We start from the raw sequence: 21,345 nt of genomic DNA on the forward strand, positions 1-21,345 counted from the left end.
CATGCAGGAAACCGTATTAAAGAAGATCGTCATTGATAAGGCGATATGGGTTGAAGCACGCAAGCAACAACAACCCCTGGCAAGTTTCCAGAACAACATTGTACCGGCGGCACGTAATTTTTATCACGCACTGCAAGGTGCCCGAACCGCTTTCATTCTGGAGTGCAAAAAAGCCTCTCCATCCAAAGGCGTGATTCGTGATGATTTTGACCCGGCGCGTATTGCAAACGTTTATAAACACTACGCTTCTGCGATTTCAGTCTTAACCGATGAAAAGTATTTTCAGGGCAGTTTTGATTTCCTACCGATCGTAAGTGACATTGTCACGCAGCCAGTGCTGTGCAAAGACTTTATTATCGACTCGTATCAGATTCATCTGGCGCGTTTTTACCAGGCCGATGCCTGTCTGCTGATGCTTTCTGTGCTTGATGATGAGCAATATCGCCAGCTCGCGGCGGTCGCGCACAGCCTGAATATGGGCGTATTGACTGAAGTCAGTAACGAAGAAGAGCTGGAGCGAGCCATCGTTCTGGGTGCAAAAGTCGTCGGTATCAATAACCGCGACCTGCGTGATTTGTCGATTGATTTGAACCGTACGCGCCAGTTAGCGCCGCGTTTAGGTCACGGCGTGACGGTGATTAGTGAGTCAGGCATCAGCAACTACGGCCAGATTCGTGAACTGAGCCATTTTGCCAACGGCTTCCTGATTGGCTCCGCCTTAATGGGCGAAGACGATCTCAATGCTGCGGTTCGTCGCGTCACCTTAGGGAACAATAAAGTCTGTGGACTAACGCGGGCGCAAGATTCCCGCGCCGCCTATGAAGCCGGTGCCATTTATGGCGGGCTGATTTTTGTTCCTTCATCACCCCGCTTTGTCAGCGATGAAACCGCTGCAACGGTTATCGCCGCTGCACCGCTGAAATACGCAGGGGTTTTCCGCAATACGCCGCTTTCGGAAGTGCTGCAAAAAGTGGAGAAGTTCTCGCTCAATGCCGTACAGCTGCATGGCGATGAAGACCAGGCCTATATCGACGAACTGCGCGTTGCCCTTCCTGAAAATGTACAAATCTGGAAAGCGCTGAGCGTGAAAGATACTTTGCCAGCCCGTGATTTAAACCACGTTGATAACTACCTGTTCGACAACGGCCAGGGCGGTAGCGGGCAACGGTTTGATTGGTCACTCCTTGCAGGACAGAATCTGGACAACGTGATTCTGGCTGGCGGACTGGGTGCGGATAATTGCATTGAAGCAGCGAAAACGGGCTGCATCGGTTTAGATTTCAACTCAGGTGTCGAAAGCGCGCCGGGTATTAAAGATGCTAACAAGCTGGCTGCCGTCTTCCAGACGCTGCGGGCTTACTAAGGAAAATATCATGACTTTACTTAATCCCTATTTTGGTGAGTTCGGTGGCATGTACGTGCCGCAAATCCTGATGCCAGCACTGCGTCAACTGGAAGAAGCCTTTGTTGCTGCGCAAAGTGATGCAGATTTTCAGGCTGAATTTAACGATTTACTGAAGAACTACGCAGGCCGTCCAACGGCGCTGACTAAATGTCGCAACCTGACGGCTGGCACCAAAACCACACTGTATTTAAAGCGTGAAGATTTGCTGCACGGTGGCGCACACAAAACTAACCAGGTTCTCGGCCAGGCTCTGCTTGCTAAAAGAATGGGCAAGACCGAAATCATTGCGGAAACCGGGGCCGGGCAACACGGTGTGGCTTCTGCCTTAGCCAGCGCCCTGCTCGGCCTGAAATGCCGTATTTACATGGGTGCTAAAGACGTTGAGCGCCAGTCGCCGAACGTGTTCCGTATGCGTCTGATGGGTGCGGAAGTCATTCCGGTACACAGCGGTTCTGCGACGCTGAAAGATGCGTGTAACGAAGCGTTGCGCGACTGGTCTGGCAGCTACGACACCGCTCACTATATGCTCGGTACCGCAGCAGGCCCGCACCCGTTCCCGACTATCGTGCGTGAATTCCAGCGCATGATTGGCGAAGAGACAAAAGCGCAAATTCTTGAAAAAGAAGGCCGTCTCCCTGATGCGGTTATCGCCTGTGTCGGCGGTGGTTCAAACGCCATTGGTATGTTTGCTGATTTCATCAATGACGCTAAAGTCGGTCTGATTGGCGTGGAGCCTGCCGGACATGGTATTGAAAGCGGTGAACACGGCGCGCCACTTAAGCATGGTCGTGTGGGCATCTATTTCGGTATGAAATCGCCGATGATGCAAACCGACGAAGGTCAGATTGAAGAATCTTATTCAATTTCTGCCGGTCTGGACTTCCCTTCTGTCGGGCCGCAACACGCGCACCTGAACAGTATCGGTCGTGCCGATTATGTTTCAATTACCGATGACGAAGCACTCGAAGCCTTCAAAACGCTGTGCCGTAGCGAAGGAATAATCCCGGCGCTGGAGTCTTCCCACGCGCTGGCTCACGCACTGAAAATGATCAAAGAGAATCCGGAAAAAGAACAACTGTTGGTGGTGAACCTCTCTGGCCGTGGTGACAAAGACATCTTCACCGTTCACGACATTTTGAAAGCACGAGGGGAAATCTAATGGAACGTTATCAACACGCTTTTGAGCAGTTACAGGCACGTAAAGAAGGCGCTTTTGTTCCCTTCGTCACGCTGGGCGATCCGTCACCTGAGCAGTCGCTGAAAATTATCGACACGCTGATTGAAGCCGGGGCCGATGCGCTGGAATTAGGCATCCCGTTCTCTGACCCGTTGGCCGATGGCCCAACCATTCAGAATGCGGCGCTGCGTGCATTTGCCGCAGGCGTAACGCCAACGCAGTGTTTCGAAATGCTGGCCGTGATTCGCCAGAAGCACCCGACGATTCCAATCGGCCTGCTGATGTACGCCAACCTGGTTTATAACCGTGGCATTGATGAGTTCTACGCGCTGTGCGCCAAAGTCGGTGTGGATTCAGTGCTGATTGCTGATGTGCCAATTGAAGAGTCTGCGCCATTCCGCCAGGCGGCAATGCGCCACAACGTCGCGCCTATCTTCATTTGTCCGCCAAATGCTGATGATGCGCTGCTGCGTGAAATCGCCACCCATGGCCGTGGTTACACTTACCTGCTTTCTCGTGCCGGTGTCACGGGTGCAGAAACGCGTGCACAGTTGCCGCTTCATCATCTGGTCGAAAAGTTAGCGGAATTTGGTGCCGCACCTTCACTGCAAGGCTTTGGGATTTCCGAGCCTTCGCAGGTTAAGGATGCAATTGACGCCGGTGCAGCGGGCGCAATTTCTGGCTCTGCGATCGTGAAGATTATTGAGAAAAACCTGGATAAACCCGATGTGATGCTCAGTGAGCTAAAAGCGTTTGTGCAGAGTTTGAAAGCTGCGACTCTCTCCGCGTAAGTCACATAAGGCCGGAGCAATTCCGGCCTTTTCTTCACAATTCATCCCATCATGAAATAATTTCAAGAAGATACATTCATCGTACAAATGTAAAGTTAGATAGATTTAGATCAATTTTTGTAAGCGCACCTGAATCTAATCTGGGCATCTTTTCATTCCCTGGATTATTTTCATGCGTAATACTCTGATTTTGATAGCTATTGCAACCACACTTGTTGGGTGTGCTAAAACTGCCCCTATGCGTCATTCTTACCACTACGCCACACATCAATCCTCTGAGCTTAACGGCAACCTGGTCAGCAGACCTGATGCGACAGCTCGTCTGAATCTCCATGTTTTCGAAGAACTGTATAATTCCGGCAAAGTCGATCGTGCCGCAGGCGTCAGCGAAGAAACCGCATTGCAAAAGGCGGAACTGATCAAAACTGCGAACCTGGGAGCTACGCAGAAAAAGTCCTTCTCTAATGCGCCACAGGCCGCTTCTAGCATCGAACCTGGTGAAACAAAAGATGTCATGTTATGGGCCGAGGAGTTACGCGAAACCTATCTTGATGGATATCATGGTGTTCAGTGACACATGGGGCGGAAATCATTCATGAGGATTAATACGCAGGAATGATTCGCGAACAATAAAAAAGCTGGCCGAGTAATGACCAGCTTTTGTGAAGGACATTTAGAAGCGATAACCCGCTGAGAACATAAACACCCACGGATCGATACGCGTATTAATGTTCTGCTGCTCGCCAGCGGCTTTAAACTTCACTTCGGTGTCGATATCCATATACCAGACCGACATATTCAACAGCCAGTTTGGGTTAATCATATAATCCAGCCCCACCTGACCTGCCGCGCCCCATGAATCTTTCACGCTGAGATCGGTAAAACCTGCATTTTTACCGGTCTGATTAAAATCGGTATCAAAGAAAGTGGTGTAGTTGATGCCCACGCCAACATAAGGGCGCACTTTGCTTTTCGAATTACCAAAGTACCACTGCGCCATGAGTGTCGGCGGCAGTTGGCTCACCGTTGCCAGGTTTCCTGTTGGGCCTAAACCTACGTGATGACGGAACGGTGTCGCAGCCAATAGCTCGATACCGATGTTATCCGTCACCATATAATCGAATGTCAGTCCCAGTTGAGTATTGTTACTGATATTAAAGCCGCCCATGCCAAGCACACTGTCAGAACCTTCCGTAGGACGCACGGTGGCAGAACCCGCACGCATGAAGAACTCACCTTGTTGGTGCGCCAACACCTCGCCCGACAAACAGCTTAATGCAAGTAACGCCACAGATAATTTTTTCATAGCCCTCTCCTTGTTATGGTTTTATAAGCGGGCTGAATATACTCACTTTTGGGTACAAAGTGATCTAACCACGATCACACTTCGCTGGCTAATTTAACATTTAATGATCTGGATTAATTTTTCGATATTTTGTGTAAATAATGAATAACACTCTTTTTTGATCCATAAGCGGACTAAAACATTCCTTCAATATCGAGCCCCGAGGGATTTGCTCTCGCGAGGCAAGTAGCCGAATTGACGCGAAAATGCGCGCGAAAAAACTGCAACACTTCTGAAACCTACCTCAATGAATAACTCCGATCTTTTCTGCTATTCGCATGCCCAACAACGACATCACGCAAATTATTGCTCCAGTATAGAAGGTCGATGCCGCCCCCCATGTTTCCCATAAAATACCGGCGCCCAGACTGGCCAACAGCAGCGCAACGCCGCTCATCAGGTTAAACATGCCGAAGGCGGTGCCACGTAAGTCTGGCGGCGCAGTATTGGCGATCATGGCTGCGAGTAACCCCTGGGTCATCCCCATATGAATCCCCCACAGCGCTACCCCTAGCAGGAGTCCGGTCCAGTGATGACTGACCGCCAGTACGAGATCGGCAGCAATCAACACCAGTAAACCTGTTTGCAACATATTGCTGTGGCTCATACGGTCAGCAAGCTTGCCAAAGGGGTACGCTGAAAAGGCATAGAGCAAGTTCATTGCCACCATGACCAATGGGATGAGGGCCAGGGGAATATTCATCTGCTGCGCCCTTAATACCAGAAAAGCCTCGCTGAAGCGGGCCAGGGTAAATACGGCCCCCAATCCGACAACCCACCAATATCCTCTTCCCAGTCGGGTCAAATTTTCCCGCCTGATGGGGTTGCGGCGTTTGTGTTTGACCGGCGATATGGGCTCCTGCAGTCCGAAAAAGAGCAACGCAACGGCCAGTACGCCAGGGATCACAGCAACCCAGAAAATGGCCCGAAAGTCGTTGTGCCACAGCAGCATCAATCCAACGGCCAGTAGTGGCCCCATAAACGCGCCGACGGTATCGAGTGACTGACGTAAACCAAAAGCTGCCCCACGGATCTCCGGGGGTGTAACATCGGCGACCAGCGCATCACGCGGCGCACCACGGATACCCTTACCTATACGGTCTATCATGCGTGCGCCAAACACCAGACCTGCGCTGGATGCTATCGCAAACAAAGGTTTACTGAGTGCTCCCAATCCATACCCCAACAGGGCCAGCCCCTTGCGTCTACCCAGATAATCACTGAGTACACCTGAAAATACCTTGGTAATTAACGCAGTGGCTTCTGCCAGACCTTCAATCAGGCCGATAATCACAACGCTTGCCCCTAGCGTTGTGGCCATAAACAGCGGGAGCAGACTGTGGACCATTTCGGAAGAAACATCCATCAGCATACTGACACCACCCAGCACCCAAACACCGCGGGGGATTTGTCTTAATGTAGTAAAACGGGTGAATATCATTTCTATCCAACATCTAATTAGCATTCAGTCGATTATTAAATCAAGCCGCTAGAGGTTTGGTAAGCCTTAAAAGAAAATAATTCTCAGTTAAACTATATTAGGGAGTCTTGTCGACATTATGCGGGTAATAGTGTATGTGGCTCTGTTGCAAATATGAAGATGGACAAGACTCCGGCATAACAGCCAATACGGAGGATGAATAACTCTGATTAATGACTGGAGCAATCAATGAAATTAACGCAAATCCGCAATGCCACGCTGGAACTGGAACATGCCGGTAAAAAATTCCTTATCGATCCTATGCTGGCCGAAAAAGAAATCTGGGAGGGTAAAGATGCGGCGCTTCTCCGTTCCCAGAGCTTTCTGAACATTCGCGTTATGAAAGATGAAAATCATTTCGTCGACGGCACGACGATTTACAAAACCGATGGTCAGCACGGCAGCAACGAATTGTATGCAGATGCCAAGTGGGGTGAGCTACTGGGTGATGCATATGGGCTGGTCTTCATCTATCTTAATGAAAAAACGCTGTATCTCGCGGGTGATACCGTCTGGGTTAAGCCTTACGCAAGAAGCTTGCAGCGTTTCAAACCGGAGATTATGGTGCTGAACACCGGTTATGCGGTCAATGACCTTTACGGCCCGATTATCATGGGTGCTGTATATCAATGATGAACGTCTGATTACCTCTGCGTGTACCGCTGCCGGTATAGATTGCTACCTGAATATGTCGAGTGAAGTGAGAGGAAGGTCTACCAATTTAATTCCTTTCAGTTTTTGGTTTCAGAGGCTGTTTGTATAATGTGAATGTCTATTATCCTTAAGTATTATTTGTAATGATTGAAGTCGTGTTACTATACTGTTTTCAATATGTTACGACGAAATTGCCCATACAAAATACCTGCCTTTTGTTTTTGGCATTAAGTCGACGACTGCTCTTTTAAACCAGGGTGACAGAGGGAATTATGGAACACATCGTTTATGTTGTTGATGATGACCATTCAGTACGGCAATCGATTGTTCGACTACTCAACTCTGCAGGTTACAGCGCTATCGAGTTCGAATCTGCTGACTCTTTTCTGGCCTATCCCTTTCCTGACTTACCGGGTTGCGTCATTCTGGATATGAAAATGCCGGACAAAGACGGTTTAGAAGTCGCCGACGTGCTAAATACACGCGATACGGAAATGCCTATCATCTTCCTCACAGGCTACGGCACCATTCCTATGTCGGTACAGGCCATGAAAGCCGGTGCATATGAGTTCTTAACCAAACCGGTTAAAGCCGAGGAGCTGCTCAGGGCCGTTGAAAACGCACTGACACTGGCCTCAGACAACGCTGACGAACTGCGTGAATATCACAATCTCAAGCAGCGTCATAAGACACTCACGCCGCGTGAACAAGAAGTGTTGGCGTTGACGATTAAAGGCCTGCTCAATAAGCAAATTGCTGCGGAACTGGGCGTCAGTGAAATCACCGTGAAGGTTCATCGACGCAGAGTCATGGATAAAATGCAGGTACGCTCACTCGCCGATTTGGTTCGCCATGCCGAGCGCCTGAATTTGAATAAAGTCAAAACATCCTGATAAATCATCATTCTTCTTGATATGCAGGGACCCATGGGTCCCTGCACCAGGGATTAACTTAGCGCGCTTGCAAAAACGCTAATAAATCGTCGTTCAATTGGCTCTGATGGGTAACGGCAAAACCGTGCGGTGCATCGTCATAGACTTTGAGTACCGCACCCCGGATCATTTCAGCCGCCGCTTTGCCCGTGGTATCAATTGGCACTATCTGGTCGTTGCTACCATGAATAACCAGTGTCGGGACGTCAATTTTTGCCAGATCTTCACGGAAGTCGGTTTCAGAAAACGCCGTGACGCAATCAATGGTTCCTTTCAGTGAAGCCAGTAGCGCAATGTTTAGTGTCTGAGTGAATACGCCCTCTGATACCGTCTGCCCTGCATTAGTGCCATAGAATGCGGGTGCAAAATCGCTGATAAACTGAGCGCGATCCTGACGTAATCCCTCGCGGATCCCTTCAAATACAGAGAGATCAACACCGTCTGGGTTAGTCGCACTTTTACCAAAGACCGGTGTGACAGCGCCCAACAGTACCAGGGCTGCAACACGCTCGCTGCCGTAGCGCCCGATATAACGTGCCACATCACCGCCGCCCATCGAGAACCCCACTAACGTGACTTCCTGCAAGTCGAGCTGGGTGATCAGGTCGTTAATGTCAGAGGCGAAAGTGTCTTAGTCATAACCTGTCCAGGGTTGCTCTGAGCGGCCAAACCCGCGACGGTCAAAAGCAATGGCACGATATCCTCGCTCAGCCAGGAAATTCAACTGGCTGTCCCACATATCCGCATCCAGTGGCCAGCCGTGGCTGAACAACACGGGCTTTCCTTTACCCCAGTCTTTGTAATAAATCTGCGTGCCATCTTTTGTGCTGATTGTGCTCATCGTAGACCTCTGCATTGTGTGTTGGGAAAGATATTGACTGGCAAACACGGTTAAACCGGAGCCACCAGATAACGGACCTCGGGGCGGGATTCACCCTGATGATATTGCTGAACACGATGTTCTATTTTTCGGTCATTCATGGTGTAACGTTCTTCCTGTCGCAGATGTTCAACCCAGGAACCGACCAAAAATGTTTCGACAAAAATTCCAGGTTTAAGAATGTCTTCATAAACCGACCAGCTCAGTGCGCCACCGCGTCGCCTGACGCGCCGCATATCCTGCATACAGACGGTAAATGCGTGTGCATCCTCAGCCTTAATCAGATATTCGTAGCTCACCATCACCGGACCACGGCTGTGATGCACGTCAATCTCAGGGGCAATGTGATTCTCTACGCTGGCATCAAGGTTCAGGTCAGGGTCTTTATCCAGCCGCCAGCGCAACACAGCCGTACAACCCAGTAACATGCCAAGGGTCGCCACACTCAGCGAAACGGCGATGCCATAATGTGATGCCAGTTGCCCCCACAGCGCGCTGCCTGCGGTCATCGAACCGAAGAAAACCGTCAGGTAAATCGCAAGTGCCCGCGCTTTCACCCATTTCGCCGCACTGCGCTGTGCGCCGAGATTGAGCGTTGTCAGCACAGCTATCCAGGAAAAACCCGTCATAAATTCGAAGACGTTTAACAGCCAGAAGTGCCGCACAAACGCGAGAGCCAACATCGCTACAGCAAACATCACGCTCGCCAGCACCATTAAACGGTCGGGATTAAGATGTTTACGCAGGCGCGGCAGCGTCACCGCGCCAAAAATGGCCCCCACGCCAATACAGGCCAGCATAATTCCGTAACCACCGGGCCCTAAACCGAGTTCGCGCCGGGCCACTAACGGCAGTAAAGACCAGGCCGCGCTGGCAAACAGGAAAAAAGCGACAGTACGAACCAGTACGTTGCGTAGAACAGGGGCGGCATGGACATAACGCCCCCCGGCACGTACGGCAGAGAAAAAATGCTCAGGTGGCAGACGCTGCACGGAAGGTTCTGTCTTCCAGCGGTATAACACCCAGGCAACCCCCAACACGGAAACCGCATTGAGCGCAAACACCACCCACGCCCCGGCAAAAGAGAGGATCAGCCCACCCAATGCCGGCCCAATGGCACGGCTGATATTAATCCCCAGTGAATTAAGAGCTATTGCCGCCCCTAAATCCTGTTTGCGAACCAGGTCCGGTACGATGGCCTGGAACGGCGGGGAGCTCATTGCCGCACCGGTGCTCATCAGAAAAGCGGCGACGAGCAGCACGCCGGGAGTCACATGTCCGGTCAGCGAAAGCACGGTCAACCCGCACGCCGCCAGTAACGTCCACACCTGCGAAAAAATCAGATATTTGCGGCGGTCGACAATATCCGCCATCACGCCTGACGGTAGGGCAAACAAAAACATCGGCAGGCTGCTGGCGGCCTGGATCATGGCAACTGACAGTGGGTCGGCACTGAGCGTCAGCATGGTCCAGTTCATGGCAACATCGTTCATCCATGAACCGATGTTCGACACGACAGTCGCAATCCATAACATGCGGAACACACGCAGGCGCAGGGGCTGCCAGGGTGACCCGCTGGTCGTGGTCGCCTCTTTTAGTGATTCAGCGCTAACGTGGTGAACTTCATTGATCGATGCCATGACGCCATTCCCGCTGTTTGCCTGCCCCGATGCACCATTTACCCGGCCCGGTTATAGCAAGCGTGGTGAAGATAATCAGGAGTAACCAGCCAAACTGCCCCTCGGCGATGGACCAGCCAGGGTGCACGAACAACATCGCCACCAGCAGCACACCGATGATGGGCAAGCAGGCGATACGCGTCCCGAACCCCAAAATAATGAACAGCGGGCAGATAACCTCAGCGATTATTGCCGGTATCAAACTGAAGTAAGGCCCCATGCCAAAAGGGTCTTCAATCCGCGTCAGTTCTTCGCTGAAGTGGAACACCTTCGGCAGCCCGTGAACGTAGAGCAGAAGCAGACTGCCCGCCACCCGCAGAAAGAACAGTCCGAGGTTTATCTGTGGTGTAATGAAGTATCTCGATGAAGTATTCATGGCATTAAAACGCGAAGCAGCTGCAGCCGAGCGCACCCCAGAATGCAGTGTCATCTGCAACGGGTACGCTTGAGCCGCGAGCGAAATCATGATTATGGGTGTGAACGCCGCAGGGCCCACTGCAATGGTGCATCTGCGCCGTCATCCCCACGCGTGTCTGGGCAACAGGTGGTGCAGAGCGGTAGTGACCGGGGACATTCACCACGGGTGACCACTCCGGCAGTACTGGAATGGATGGCGGCGACAAGGGGCCAAACGTACCTGCGGCATAGACAATGTTGCCATCTACCACCGTTAACACGGATTTAATCCCTTTGATTTCCTCTTCCGGCACGCGAAAATAATCTTTACTCAGTACCGCCAGATCCGCCAGTTGCCCCGCTCTGATTTGCCCTTTTTTGCCCTGCTCACTGGAGAACCATGCACTTCCCTGCGTCCATAGCATCAACGCCGTGTCACGATCCAGGCGCGCATTGACGTCATACATCTGCATACCCCCCACCGTACGGCCTGAAACCAGCCAGTAAAGTGCCGTCCACGGGTTGTAACTGGCTACGCGGGTTGCGTCGGTTCCCAGCCCCACCGGAACACCTGTTTCCAGCATGCGTGCGACCGGAGGCGTATGACGAGTCGCTTCTATGCCATAACGCCCGGCAAAATATTCGCCCTGGAAAGCCATACGATGTTGAACCGCAATGCCCCCGCCCAGCGCCTTAATTCTGTCGATATTTTTCTGGGTGATGGTTTCCGCATGGTCAAAGAACCAGTGCAGACCGTCGAATGGGATTTCGCGGTTCACTTTTTCAAACACGTCTAACATGCGGCTGATGGATTCGTCGTAGGTGGCATGCAGGCGAAAAGGCCAGCGATGTTCAACCAGATGGCTCACCACTCGCTCCAGCTCGTCCTCCATTCCTGGTGCTAAATCCGGACGTGGTTCGAGGAAATCTTCAAAATCAGCGGCGGAGAACACCAGCATTTCACCCGCGCCATTATGGCGGAAGTAATCGCTGCCCTGGCCGGGGGTCAACATATCCGTCCATTTCTCGAAATCTTCCAGTTCGTGGCCCGGACGTTGGGTAAACAGGTTGTAGGCAATGCGCAGTGTCATCTGTTTTTTCTGATGCAGCTCGGCAATCACTTCGTAGTCTTCCGGGTAATTCTGGAAGCCACCACCCGCATCGATAGCGCTGGTCAATCCCAGACGATTCAGTTCACGCATAAACTGGCGCGTTGAGTTGACCTGATGTTCGAGGGGTAATTTCGGGCCTTTAGCCAGCGTGGAATAAAGGATCATCGCATTCGGTCGCGCAATCAGCATGCCGGTTGGGTTGCCGTTGCTGTCGCGCTGAATTTCCCCACCCGGTGGATTTGGCGTGTCTTTGGTGTAACCCACCACGCGAAGCGCTGCGCGGTTAAGCAAAGCACGATCATAAAGATGAAGAATGAAGACAGGCGTTTCCGGCGCTGCTTCGTTTATCTCATCGAGCGTAGGCATACGGCGTTCGGCAAACTGGAATTCGCTCCAGCCGCCCACCACACGCACCCACTGTGGTGACGGGGTACGCAGCGCCTGTTCTCTTAACATCCGTAGCGCGTCAGCCAGCGAAGGCACCCCTTCCCAGCGCAGTTCAAGGTTGTAGTTTAGGCCACCACGAATCAGGTGCAGGTGGGAATCATTCAGTCCAGGGATGGCCGTGTGCCCTTTCAGGTCCACCACTTTTGTCCCTTCAGCGTGGTGCTGCATGACCTGCGCCACCGTGCCGACTTCAAGGAATTTCCCCTCACGAATTGCGACTGCTTCTGCGAGCGGGTTTTCGCGATCGACGGTATGAAACTGTCCGTTAACCAGGATTAAATCTGCTTTGCCCAGTGAAACCATACATCCTCCCGTTAGAGATGCCCGGCTCAGACCGGACAAACAGCACGCCCCCTCAGTGGGTGGCATGAACAGGAAAGAGTATGTAAATGGTGGGTTGAAATGCCTAGTTATACATTGGGATAGCTATACCAAAGTATAGTTATACCAAGGGTTAGTTATACCATCAGATAATAGTTTTACTCCTTTCACCCGCCTAGTATTCAGCTCGTTGATGACATCCATCACCGGGTTGCTGTCCCGACTGTCGCTGCGTCTCAAGCGTGGCGGTTCTGATACTTTTAACCACATTCTGAATGGGTATTGCTATGACAACCTCTAAGCTTGAAGTCCTGACGCCTGATAACTGTCAAATTATCTTTATCGACCAACAACCACAGATGGCTTTCGGCGTGCAGTCGATTGACCGCCAGGTACTCAAAAATAACACCGTCGGCCTGGCAAAAGCCGCCAAAGTATTCAACATTCCCACCATCATCACCACCGTTGAAACCGAAAGTTTCTCAGGCCATACCTATCCGGAGCTGCTGGATGTGTTCCCTGGTAAAGAGATCCTCGAACGCAGCTCAATGAACTCATGGGACGACCAGAAAGTGCGTGACGCGCTGGCTGCCAACGGCAAGAAAAAAGTGGTGGTATCGGGTTTGTGGACCGAAGTGTGCAACAACAGTTTTGCACTTTGCGCCATGCTTGAAGGTGGCTATGAAATCTATATGGTGGCGGATGCCTCCGGTGGCACTTCAAAAGAAGCCCATGATTACGCTATGCAGCGCATGATTCAGGCGGGTGTTATCCCGGTCACCTGGCAGCAGGTGTTGCTGGAGTGGCAACGTGACTGGGCTCGCAAAGAGACTTACAACGCCGTGATGGATATCGTGCGTGAGCATTCTGGTGCTTACGGTATGGGGGTAGATTACGCCTACACCATGGTGCATAAGGCTCCTTCTCGTGAGAAGAGCGAGCATGAAACCCTGCCACCGGTCGCGGCACGTTAATCAGCGGGAGCTGGCCGGTAAACACTGGCCAGCTTGATTTGGGAGATAAACATGAGTGCAGAATTACTGTCACTGTTTGCTGGCATTTTGATTGGCCTGATATATGCCCTGCTTAAAGCTCGTTCCCCGGCACCACCCGCCATCGCACTGGTGGGATTGTTAGGCATGCTTATTGGCGAGCAGGTCACGGTGCAAATGCTGAAACCGGTGCACACCACCGCGCTTCACACCTGCCCGGCACAACCCACCGCGACGGCATCGTTAAATACCGCCTGCCCGCCAGGAGCTAAATCATGAAGATCTGGATTATTTCTCTGGCACTCGGCCTGCTCGCAGGGGTTATTTATGCCGCACTGGATATTCACTCTCCGGCACCTCCTGTTATTGCGCTGCTGGGCCTGTTCGGCATGCTGGTTGGCGAACAAATTATTCCTATTACCCGGCGTCTGGTAAGCCGTCAACCCTTTACGTTTGCATGGTTTCGCCATGAATGCGTTCCACAAATAAGCGGAACTCCGCCGCCCACACAGGCGCCGACTCCCCCTGAGGCTCCCCCGCGGTAGAGATGAAGACCAGAGGAATGACTGCATGAAGCTGTCGCAGCGAATTGCCATTGTCGATGATGAACGCGCCGTTCGCAGTGGGTTGAGCAACCTGCTGCAATCAGACGGCTATTTGACATGTACCTTCGAGTCTGCTGAGGCATTTTTAAACGATAAGAATGCACTTTTCGACGTTTCGCTTATGATTATTGATATTAAGCTCAAAGGAATGAGTGGATTGGATTTTTATGAAGAAATAAAGACTTACGCGACACCGCCCCCGGTGATTTTTATATCCGGACACGGGGATGAAAACATGCAACGGTTTGCCATCAGTCTGGGCGCCGTTGCTTTTTTGCGTAAGCCTATCGACATTGAAGTCCTACTTAATCATTTACAGAAAGCAATCAGACCCGAAGAAAACACCTGACACCCTGATAAGACCGCTCACTGCGAGAGATCTCAATGATTCATAAGCTGTTACCGCCTGAATATTCTCTCCTTCCAGAAATTCAGGATGGGCAACTCTTTGCCTATAAAGATGATGTGATTTTTACTCCGCTGACCACAGAAGGCAGTATTATCTGGATGAAAGGGCGGCACTCTTTATCAAACGGGGTTTTTATTCTCGCCACGGCAGTGAGTGATGAGGCGGAACCGGACGCCACCCAACTGCTCAAAAACGAGTTTTCACTGCGCGCGTATTTATCCGATAGCTGGGCCGTTAAACCCGCAGCCTGCACCCAATATCGTGGCCGTTATGCGCTGATCTATCCGACGCTGGACATTGAATCCCTGGCTCGCATCATGAGGCAGCCCAGAACATGCATTGCCAGTTTTATTGAGCTGGCGATACGGATATGCCTTCCGCTACGTCAAATGCACATGCTGAATCTGATTCACGGCGACATCAAACCCGGGAATATTTTCCTTCACGGTGATTCATCCTGCCGCCTTGCACGGTTTGGCCTGACGACAGGCACCTCGGAAGAGTTGAAAAAGGTCCGACTTTCGTTTTCTGGCGGTACGCTTGCGTATATGTCGCCTGAGCACACCACTCGTACTCAACGCCCGATAGACAGCCGCAGCGATCTTTACAGCCTCGGCATTGTATTTTATGAACTACTAACCGGCGTACTACCTTTTGATCTCAGCGAAGATGACCCTGCACAATGGGCGCATCACCACATTGCCTCGGAACCTAAACCGCCGCATTTCGTGCGCGAAACAGTGCCTGTGATGCTTTCCACCGTTATCCTTCGTTTACTGGCAAAGTCGCCAGATAACCGCTACCAGACCATTGATGGCCTGATCGCCGATTTGCGCCGCTGCCAGGCGACCCTGACCGAAGACAATAAAATCATCCCTTTCACTCCGGGCTTACAAGACAGGTCACCCGAAGTCCATCTGGCGGATACGCTATATACTGCCCACCCCCAGACGGGTGAGTTGGTTGCCGCATTTGATGATGTGAATCGCAGCGGCACACATTTGCTTGCCATCATCCGCGGGCCATCGGGTATCGGTAAATCCTCGCTGATTGCTTCAGCCCTGCAAGAGTTGCAGAACAAGCGCAATCTACTGGCTGTGGGAAAAGTTGACCAGTTTTCATCCTCGCTGCCTTATGGGGTTTTATCCACGGCTTTCCGGACGCTGACGCTCACGTTGCTGGGATCACCTGGCGAAGAAGTGGCCATCAGGAAAACCCGGCTGTCACGCGCACTGGAAGGTTACGAACACCTGGCTGTGAGTTTTGTCCCTGAATTAGGGCTGTTACTGGAGCATAAACCCCGCCACCTACCCGACTCGATTTCAACCGATGCCAGAGCGCGCTTTAATTACATGATATCCGCTCTGGTCACTGCTTTTACCTTGCCGGGCGCTCCACTGGTCTTGCTGATTGATGATATTCAATGGATTGATACTGCCAGTCTCCAGGTGCTGGAATCGTTACTGAGGAACAGCCGCACATTGCCATTACTGATGGTGGTGGCCCTGCGTGAGACTGACGCAACAGACAACACCTCCTTGACGCAGACCCTTCTCCAGAACGCCGCACAACGGAATATCGAGATTATCCCAGCACCGCTTTCCGTTAAAGACGTCACCCGCTGGCTGACCGAGGTATTTCAACAACGCACCACAGATATTAGCGTTCTGGCCAAACTCATACATGACAAAACAGGCGGAAACCCACTGTTTTTAAATGAGTTCTTCAAACGTATTGTTGAAGATGGCCTGGTGACACATAACAAATACCAGGGTAAGTGGCACTATGATTTATCCGCTATTCAGGAACGCCATTACACCGAAAACGTGGTGAGTCTGGTACTACAGCAGCTCGGGAAAATGCCGGAAATGACTCGCACCTTACTCGGTAGCCTCGCCTGCCTGGGTAGCCGGGGCGAACTGGCCACTATCAGCCAGGTGCTGTGCATTTCCGATGCCGATATCCGCTATCAGTTGCATCCCGCAGTTACCGCACAACTGATTACGCTTTCAAGGGACAGCTGGGTGTTTACCCACGATCGCGTACAAGAAGCTGCTTTCGCCTTGCTGGATGTCACCCAAAGAGGTTATGTGCATATCACAACCGCAAGCCTTCTGGCCGAAGCGTCACGACAGATGGCAGGCAATGAAGTGTTATTCCGCGCCATCCACCACGTCTCGGCCGCCATGGAGTGCTTCCAGCCGCCAGAACAACGCAATATGTTCAGGGAACTGAGTATGCTGGCGGCTCAGCGAGCAAAACGTAGCGGTGATTATCTCTCGGCACTACGTTATTTACAGACCGCACGGGCGCTTTCAGTGCACGGTAATCTGCCTGAAAACACACCCAACCTTCGATTACATCTCGAAGAAGCCGAGTGCGAGTTTTTAATTGGGAATCTGGTCAACGCAAAGCGTTTATGCGACCAGTTGCTGGGGTTCCGCGGTGGGCTTACCGAAAAAATCACCGCAGCAAACCTGCTGGCGGAGATTCATATGCGTCAGTCTGATCTCCGCCTGGCGCTGGAAACCACCTTATGCTGGCTTACCGTTTCCGGTATCGCGCTGACTCGAAATCCCGATTCGGCAGAATGCGATGCGACCTGGCAAGCACTTAAAGACCGGGTTGGTGAAAATCCTGCCGTACTGTTTCATCAGTTGCCAGAAATGACGGACGGCCAAACTGAAGCCATCATGAATCTGCTGGCCAGCGCCAGCGTGTTCGCCAGCTTCAACTACCCAAATCTTCACTTCATGTTACTTTGCCAGATGATGCATTTGACACTTGAGCGCGGTATTACCGGCGCCTCAACGTCAGCCATGGGTTGGTTTGGCGTACTGATTAGCGAACGTTATGCGGAATATCAGCGTGGTTTCAACTATGCGGTGCTGGCGCGTGATTTGGTTGAACGCCGCGGCTATAGCGCTTATGAAGCCAAAACGTTGCTGCCCCTTGATCAAGTCAGCGTCTGGACGCAACCCCTTTCTTATACCACCGAATGCGCTAAAGCTTGCTTTACGTCCGCCGTCACGCACGGTGATTTGACGGTCGCCTCCTTTGCTATCTGCCATCAGGTAATTAACTTTTTAAGCCAGGGCGAGCATCTCGATAACGTGCTGACCAGCATCGAACGTGGGCTGGCCTTCGTGAGAAAAACCGACTTCCAGGATGTGGAGCGCATTTTGTTGGTTCAGCAGCATTACGTTGAGCACTTACGCAAAGCACCCTCCTCAATCTGGGAAAGCGCCAACGCACTGCCTGACTCACTGTTGACCGGTTTTCCTGAGCAAGCCCCTCAGCACATGTCTACCCTGATTTTTTGGTTCTGGCTCTACCGGGGCATGACGTATTTTACCGCGGGCGAATATTCGCAGGCGCAGGACGCACTGGAACACGCTCAATCTTTTGCGTGGTCAGCACCGGGGCACATCCACTTGCTGGATTTGCATCTCTACAGCACACTAACGTTAACCGTTCAACTGACACCGGAAACATTTAGTGCGCAGGACCGGCGTAAGCTGGAAATCCATTCCCACAAAATTGCCCAGTGGGCGCGCATCAACCCAGGAACGTTCGCCGATAAAGAAGCGCTGGTGTATGCAGAAATTCTCCGTCTTGAAGGCATGAACAGCATTGCGCTGGAGCAGTACGAAAAAGCGGTGCGGCTCTCCCGGGAAGCCGGGTTTCATCCCTGCAACGCGCTGGCCCATGAACTTGCCGGGCGCTTCGCACTCAGTTGCGGTTACAACACCGCAGCAGATGCACATTTGCGGGGAGCAATAGCCGCCTGGGGGCGCATTGGCGCACAAGCCAAAGTGAATCAGCTTAAGCAGACCTGGCCTCATTTAGTTTCACCTGCGCAAGCAACACCTTATAACACCATCGCATTTGCCCAAAACGAAGAAATTCGCGATTTACAAAGTGTCATTAAAGCCTCACGCGCACTGTCGGAAGAGATCAATCTTGAACGGCTTATTGAAATACTTTTGACCATGTTACTGGAGCGTGCGGGTGCGCAGCGCGGTTTGTTGATTCGTGTTCTGGATAACAATATTCCTGAAATTGAAGCCAGCGCGCAGACCAGTCGTGATGGGATACAAGTACAAATCATGAAAGATATGCCGATGGCGACCGACATGCCGCTATCGGTACTGTCGGCCGTTATCCGCACCGGTCAGGAAATACGTACCGGGAAACCCGAAGAGTTCAGCCCCTTTTCACACGACCCTTATTTTGTGACCTCCGGCGCGGCCGTACTGTGCGTGCCGATGTTTAAGCAGGCGCGACTGGTCGGCGTGTTGTACCTCGAAAACCGCTTAATGCCTGAAGTCTTTACTGCGGATCATTCAAAAGTCGTCAATCTGCTCGGTGCCCATGCGGCCGTTGCGCTCGAAACGGCGCGGCTTTATGCCGAATTGCTTGAGGAAAACATTCAGCGCAGGCGGGTTGAGAAAGAGCTCAGGGCAAGCCAGACATCGCTCATGCTGGGGGAACAGATAAGCCACACTGGAAGCTGGCGCTGGGAACTGGAACAAGATTTGATGTTTATGTCAGAAGAGTACGCCCGCATTCTCGGCCTGCCGGAGACACTCAAAATGATCTCCATGGCGGAGTTTTTTACTTTTGTTCATCCGGATGATTATGACCGCATCAGCGATGTAGTGATTGACGGTGTGCGCGACGGGTTAACCCTGAAAGCAGAATTTCGCATTATCAATGCCGAGGGCAATGTGCGCTACATTTTAGGCATCGGTAGCCCAGTCGGTGTGGGCACTGAAATTTATGAATACTACGGCACCATCACCGACATAACGACTCAGCGGCAAGCAGAAGACGCCGTCAGGGTTGCGCAGGCAGAGCTGGCACGAGTCTCCCGAGCCATCACGGTTGGCCAGTTAACCTCGTCTATCGCTCATGAAATTAATCAACCACTGATGTCGATAGTTTCCAATGCCGGAGCCAGTCTGCGCTGGTTAAATCATGACCCGATACGGTATGACAATATTCGCGTCGGATTGGAAGAGATTGTTGCCGAAGGGCAGCGCGCAGGGGAAATTATTCGTAGTCTGCAGACCCTGACACGCAAACAAGAACCTGTCTTCTGCCGTATCGATTTGCATTTTCTGGTGCGCCATATTATGACGCTTTCGCGTAGCGAAATTGAACAAAGACAGGTGGCCGTTGATTACGATTTGAAGGCTGCCCACAGCTTTATCTTTGGTGACAGTGTTCAAATCCAACAGGTGCTGATTAATCTTGTCATTAACGCAATTGAAGCCATGGCTGAAGTGACCGATCGCACACGTACACTGAAAATTTCAACCCTTAATCCTGATGAAAGTTCCGTGGAGTTACGTATTACGGATAATGGAACCGGGTTGGCGCCTGACATAGGTCAGCGCGTTTTTGACTCGTTTTACACCACAAAAGTACAGGGGATGGGAATGGGTCTGACCATCAGCCATGCCATCATAGAGCGGCATCGGGGGACGCTTAAAGCGCAAAACAACACACCGTACGGCAGCTGTTTCAGTTTTGTCGTTCCCGTCTGTTTGGCGAGTCAGGATGGTGAGTGTCAATGTGGCTGACCAGGCTATGTTCCGAAACGCCATCAGACGTCTGCGTTACCCCGTTAGTGTCACTGTTGCCGGATAATAAAAAGACGAAGACCATGATTTTCATGGTCTTTTGAACAGGGCCATACTGCGCCCTTCCAGTTCAAAATCTTTCTCCTGCGCAATAACGATACTGGGCTTAGTTAGCCAGCACGAATTGATATTCTGCACCCGGCGAGATGCCTGCCACCTCAAGTTCGAACCAGCCATCCTTAGCGGTTCTCATCGCCCATGTTTCGCCATCCAGTCTTAACGAGATGCTCGCCTGCCCGTGTGCCCAAAGACGAAAGCGCACAACGCCGTCTTCTATATATTCACTGCCCCAACTTTTTACAAATGTGTTGGCTTCCATTTGACGGCCTCGTTTAACAAGGTGCTATTTTTTTGGGGTTTTGCGTTTCGTCGTTCCCTTCTTCACCGCTTCATTCTCAACAGGTGGGACACTCCCGAGATCGGTGCCGGTGACCGGATTCACGCTGGGGTCGGAAGCCGTGCGATTAGCCAAATTATCCAAATTGGCTTTTTGAGCAGCAGAAAGCGTCACACTGGCTGAGCCATCACCGCCATCGACAGCCGGTTCGGGATTCGCCACGAAAGTAAAGTTCTCGTCAGAATTCCAGCTCCCGCGCATATCGTTGCCTTCTGACATGTTGTAGTAAACGGTGGCGTATTTTTCGATCGGGGGCATTTTCCCCGGCGGGAAGTTATTACTGATGGCATATAAGGCTTTTTCAAAGGATATCTGGTGGGCCACTTCACGGGTCATTAAAAAGCCCAGTGCATCCTTCACCCCCACATCATCCGTCAAATTAATGAGTCGCTCATAGAGTATTTTTGCTCGCGCTTCAGCGGCGATATTGGAGCGTAAATCTGCCGTGACCTCACCGATAGTGTCCACGTATGCTGAGGTCCATGGCACGCCAGCAGAATTTGTTAATACCGGTCCCCCCCATACAGTAGCGAAGTCAGATGGCTGTCATTACCGTTACCTGTAATGGTGCGGTACAGTTCACCTTCTTTTTCCGTCCCCTCGGCCAGCGAGCCTTTTGCGCCTTTATTGAGCATACCGACCAGAGATCCGATAATTTCCAGGTGGCTCAATTCT

Annotated in this window: 16 protein-coding genes and 3 pseudogenes; 11 read left to right on the plus strand and 8 right to left on the minus strand. The window is 51.6% G+C overall.

Translation table 11 applies throughout. The features are described from left to right. Position 1: 1 nt before the first annotated feature. From trpCF to GBAG_RS10180, 4 genes are all read left to right on the plus strand, one after another. Positions 2-1,363 (plus strand): bifunctional indole-3-glycerol-phosphate synthase TrpC/phosphoribosylanthranilate isomerase TrpF, encoded by a 1,362-nt coding sequence (gene trpCF / locus GBAG_RS10165; protein ID WP_034495678.1) that lies wholly within the window; start codon positions 2-4, stop codon positions 1,361-1,363. 7 nt (positions 1,364-1,370) lie between these two features. After that, complete coding sequence (gene trpB, locus GBAG_RS10170; RefSeq protein ID WP_034495717.1) at positions 1,371-2,564, plus strand: tryptophan synthase subunit beta; 1,194 nt, start codon at positions 1,371-1,373, stop codon at positions 2,562-2,564. Beyond that, complete coding sequence (trpA, locus tag GBAG_RS10175; RefSeq protein ID WP_034495679.1) at positions 2,564-3,373, plus strand: tryptophan synthase subunit alpha; 810 nt, start codon at positions 2,564-2,566, stop codon at positions 3,371-3,373. The genes trpB and trpA overlap by 1 nt, the downstream gene beginning before the upstream one ends. A gap of 172 nt (positions 3,374-3,545) precedes the next feature. Further along, entirely contained in the window at positions 3,546-3,947 is a 402-nt protein-coding gene (locus GBAG_RS10180; RefSeq protein WP_034495680.1) for an Exc2 family lipoprotein, read from the plus strand. Between the two features lie 99 nt (positions 3,948-4,046). Here GBAG_RS10180 and ompW read toward each other — a convergent pair whose 3' ends face one another. Together ompW and GBAG_RS10190 are read right to left on the minus strand one after the other, a co-directional pair. After that, positions 4,047-4,679: an outer membrane protein OmpW gene (gene ompW / locus GBAG_RS10185; protein ID WP_034495681.1), complete on the minus strand. Its 633-nt coding sequence runs from the start codon at positions 4,677-4,679 to the stop codon at positions 4,047-4,049. A 283-nt stretch (positions 4,680-4,962) separates the two neighbouring features. Beyond that, positions 4,963-6,156, minus strand: coding sequence for an MFS transporter (locus tag GBAG_RS10190; protein WP_072011167.1), 1,194 nt, complete (start codon positions 6,154-6,156; stop codon positions 4,963-4,965). A 231-nt stretch (positions 6,157-6,387) separates the two neighbouring features. On the opposite strand from GBAG_RS10190, the pseudogene GBAG_RS10195 reads away from it, so the two are divergent. Both GBAG_RS10195 and GBAG_RS10200 read left to right on the plus strand, forming a co-directional pair. Further along, positions 6,388-6,816: pseudogene (locus GBAG_RS10195) on the plus strand (MBL fold metallo-hydrolase); the annotation flags it as partial. Between the two features lie 308 nt (positions 6,817-7,124). Beyond that, positions 7,125-7,745, plus strand: coding sequence for a response regulator transcription factor (locus GBAG_RS10200; RefSeq protein ID WP_034495683.1), 621 nt, complete (start codon positions 7,125-7,127; stop codon positions 7,743-7,745). A gap of 58 nt (positions 7,746-7,803) precedes the next feature. Here the strand turns inward: GBAG_RS10200 and GBAG_RS10205 are convergent. The 4 genes and pseudogenes from GBAG_RS10205 to GBAG_RS10220 all read right to left on the minus strand — a co-directional run bounded on the left by GBAG_RS10205 (position 7,804) and on the right by GBAG_RS10220 (position 12,601). Continuing rightward, positions 7,804-8,625, minus strand: a pseudogene (locus tag GBAG_RS10205) (alpha/beta fold hydrolase). 50 nt (positions 8,626-8,675) lie between these two features. Continuing rightward, positions 8,676-10,304, minus strand: a complete 1,629-nt coding sequence (locus tag GBAG_RS10210; protein WP_034495684.1) for an MFS transporter — start codon at positions 10,302-10,304, stop codon at positions 8,676-8,678. Next, the gene (locus tag GBAG_RS10215; protein ID WP_034495719.1) at positions 10,288-10,719 is read right to left on the minus strand and encodes a DoxX family protein; all 432 of its coding nucleotides are present in this window, start codon (positions 10,717-10,719) and stop codon (positions 10,288-10,290) included. The genes GBAG_RS10210 and GBAG_RS10215 overlap by 17 nt, the downstream gene beginning before the upstream one ends. 4 nt (positions 10,720-10,723) lie before the next feature. Further along, the gene (locus GBAG_RS10220; RefSeq protein ID WP_034495685.1) at positions 10,724-12,601 is read right to left on the minus strand and encodes an amidohydrolase; all 1,878 of its coding nucleotides are present in this window, start codon (positions 12,599-12,601) and stop codon (positions 10,724-10,726) included. A gap of 305 nt (positions 12,602-12,906) precedes the next feature. Between GBAG_RS10220 and GBAG_RS10225 the strand changes: the two genes are divergently transcribed. The 5 genes from GBAG_RS10225 to GBAG_RS10245 are packed head-to-tail and all read left to right on the plus strand — an operon-like array spanning position 12,907 to position 20,213. Then, positions 12,907-13,593, plus strand: coding sequence for a hydrolase (locus GBAG_RS10225; protein WP_034495687.1), 687 nt, complete (start codon positions 12,907-12,909; stop codon positions 13,591-13,593). A gap of 51 nt (positions 13,594-13,644) precedes the next feature. Continuing rightward, entirely contained in the window at positions 13,645-13,890 is a 246-nt protein-coding gene (locus tag GBAG_RS10230) for a DUF1427 family protein (RefSeq protein WP_034495688.1), read from the plus strand. Further along, on the plus strand, positions 13,887-14,156 hold the full coding sequence (locus tag GBAG_RS10235) for a XapX domain-containing protein (RefSeq protein WP_034495689.1): 270 nt from the start codon (positions 13,887-13,889) through the stop codon (positions 14,154-14,156). The genes GBAG_RS10230 and GBAG_RS10235 overlap by 4 nt, the downstream gene beginning before the upstream one ends. Before the next feature lie 25 nt (positions 14,157-14,181). Continuing rightward, a complete protein-coding gene (locus GBAG_RS10240; RefSeq protein WP_034495690.1) occupies positions 14,182-14,565 on the plus strand; it encodes a response regulator transcription factor in 384 nt (127 codons plus the stop codon). Between the two features lie 35 nt (positions 14,566-14,600). Then, positions 14,601-20,213, plus strand: coding sequence for a trifunctional serine/threonine-protein kinase/ATP-binding protein/sensor histidine kinase (locus tag GBAG_RS10245; RefSeq protein WP_051873685.1), 5,613 nt, complete (start codon positions 14,601-14,603; stop codon positions 20,211-20,213). 166 nt (positions 20,214-20,379) lie between these two features. On the opposite strand, the gene GBAG_RS10250 is transcribed toward GBAG_RS10245, so the two are convergent. After that, a complete protein-coding gene (locus GBAG_RS10250; RefSeq protein ID WP_034495692.1) occupies positions 20,380-20,592 on the minus strand; it encodes an early set domain-containing protein in 213 nt (70 codons plus the stop codon). 24 nt (positions 20,593-20,616) lie between these two features. After that, positions 20,617-21,345 (minus strand): annotated as a pseudogene (locus GBAG_RS10255) (manganese catalase family protein); the annotation flags it as partial.

The sequence above is a fragment of the Buttiauxella agrestis ATCC 33320 genome (assembly GCF_000735355.1).
In the GTDB taxonomy this organism is placed as follows: domain Bacteria; phylum Pseudomonadota; class Gammaproteobacteria; order Enterobacterales; family Enterobacteriaceae; genus Buttiauxella; species Buttiauxella agrestis.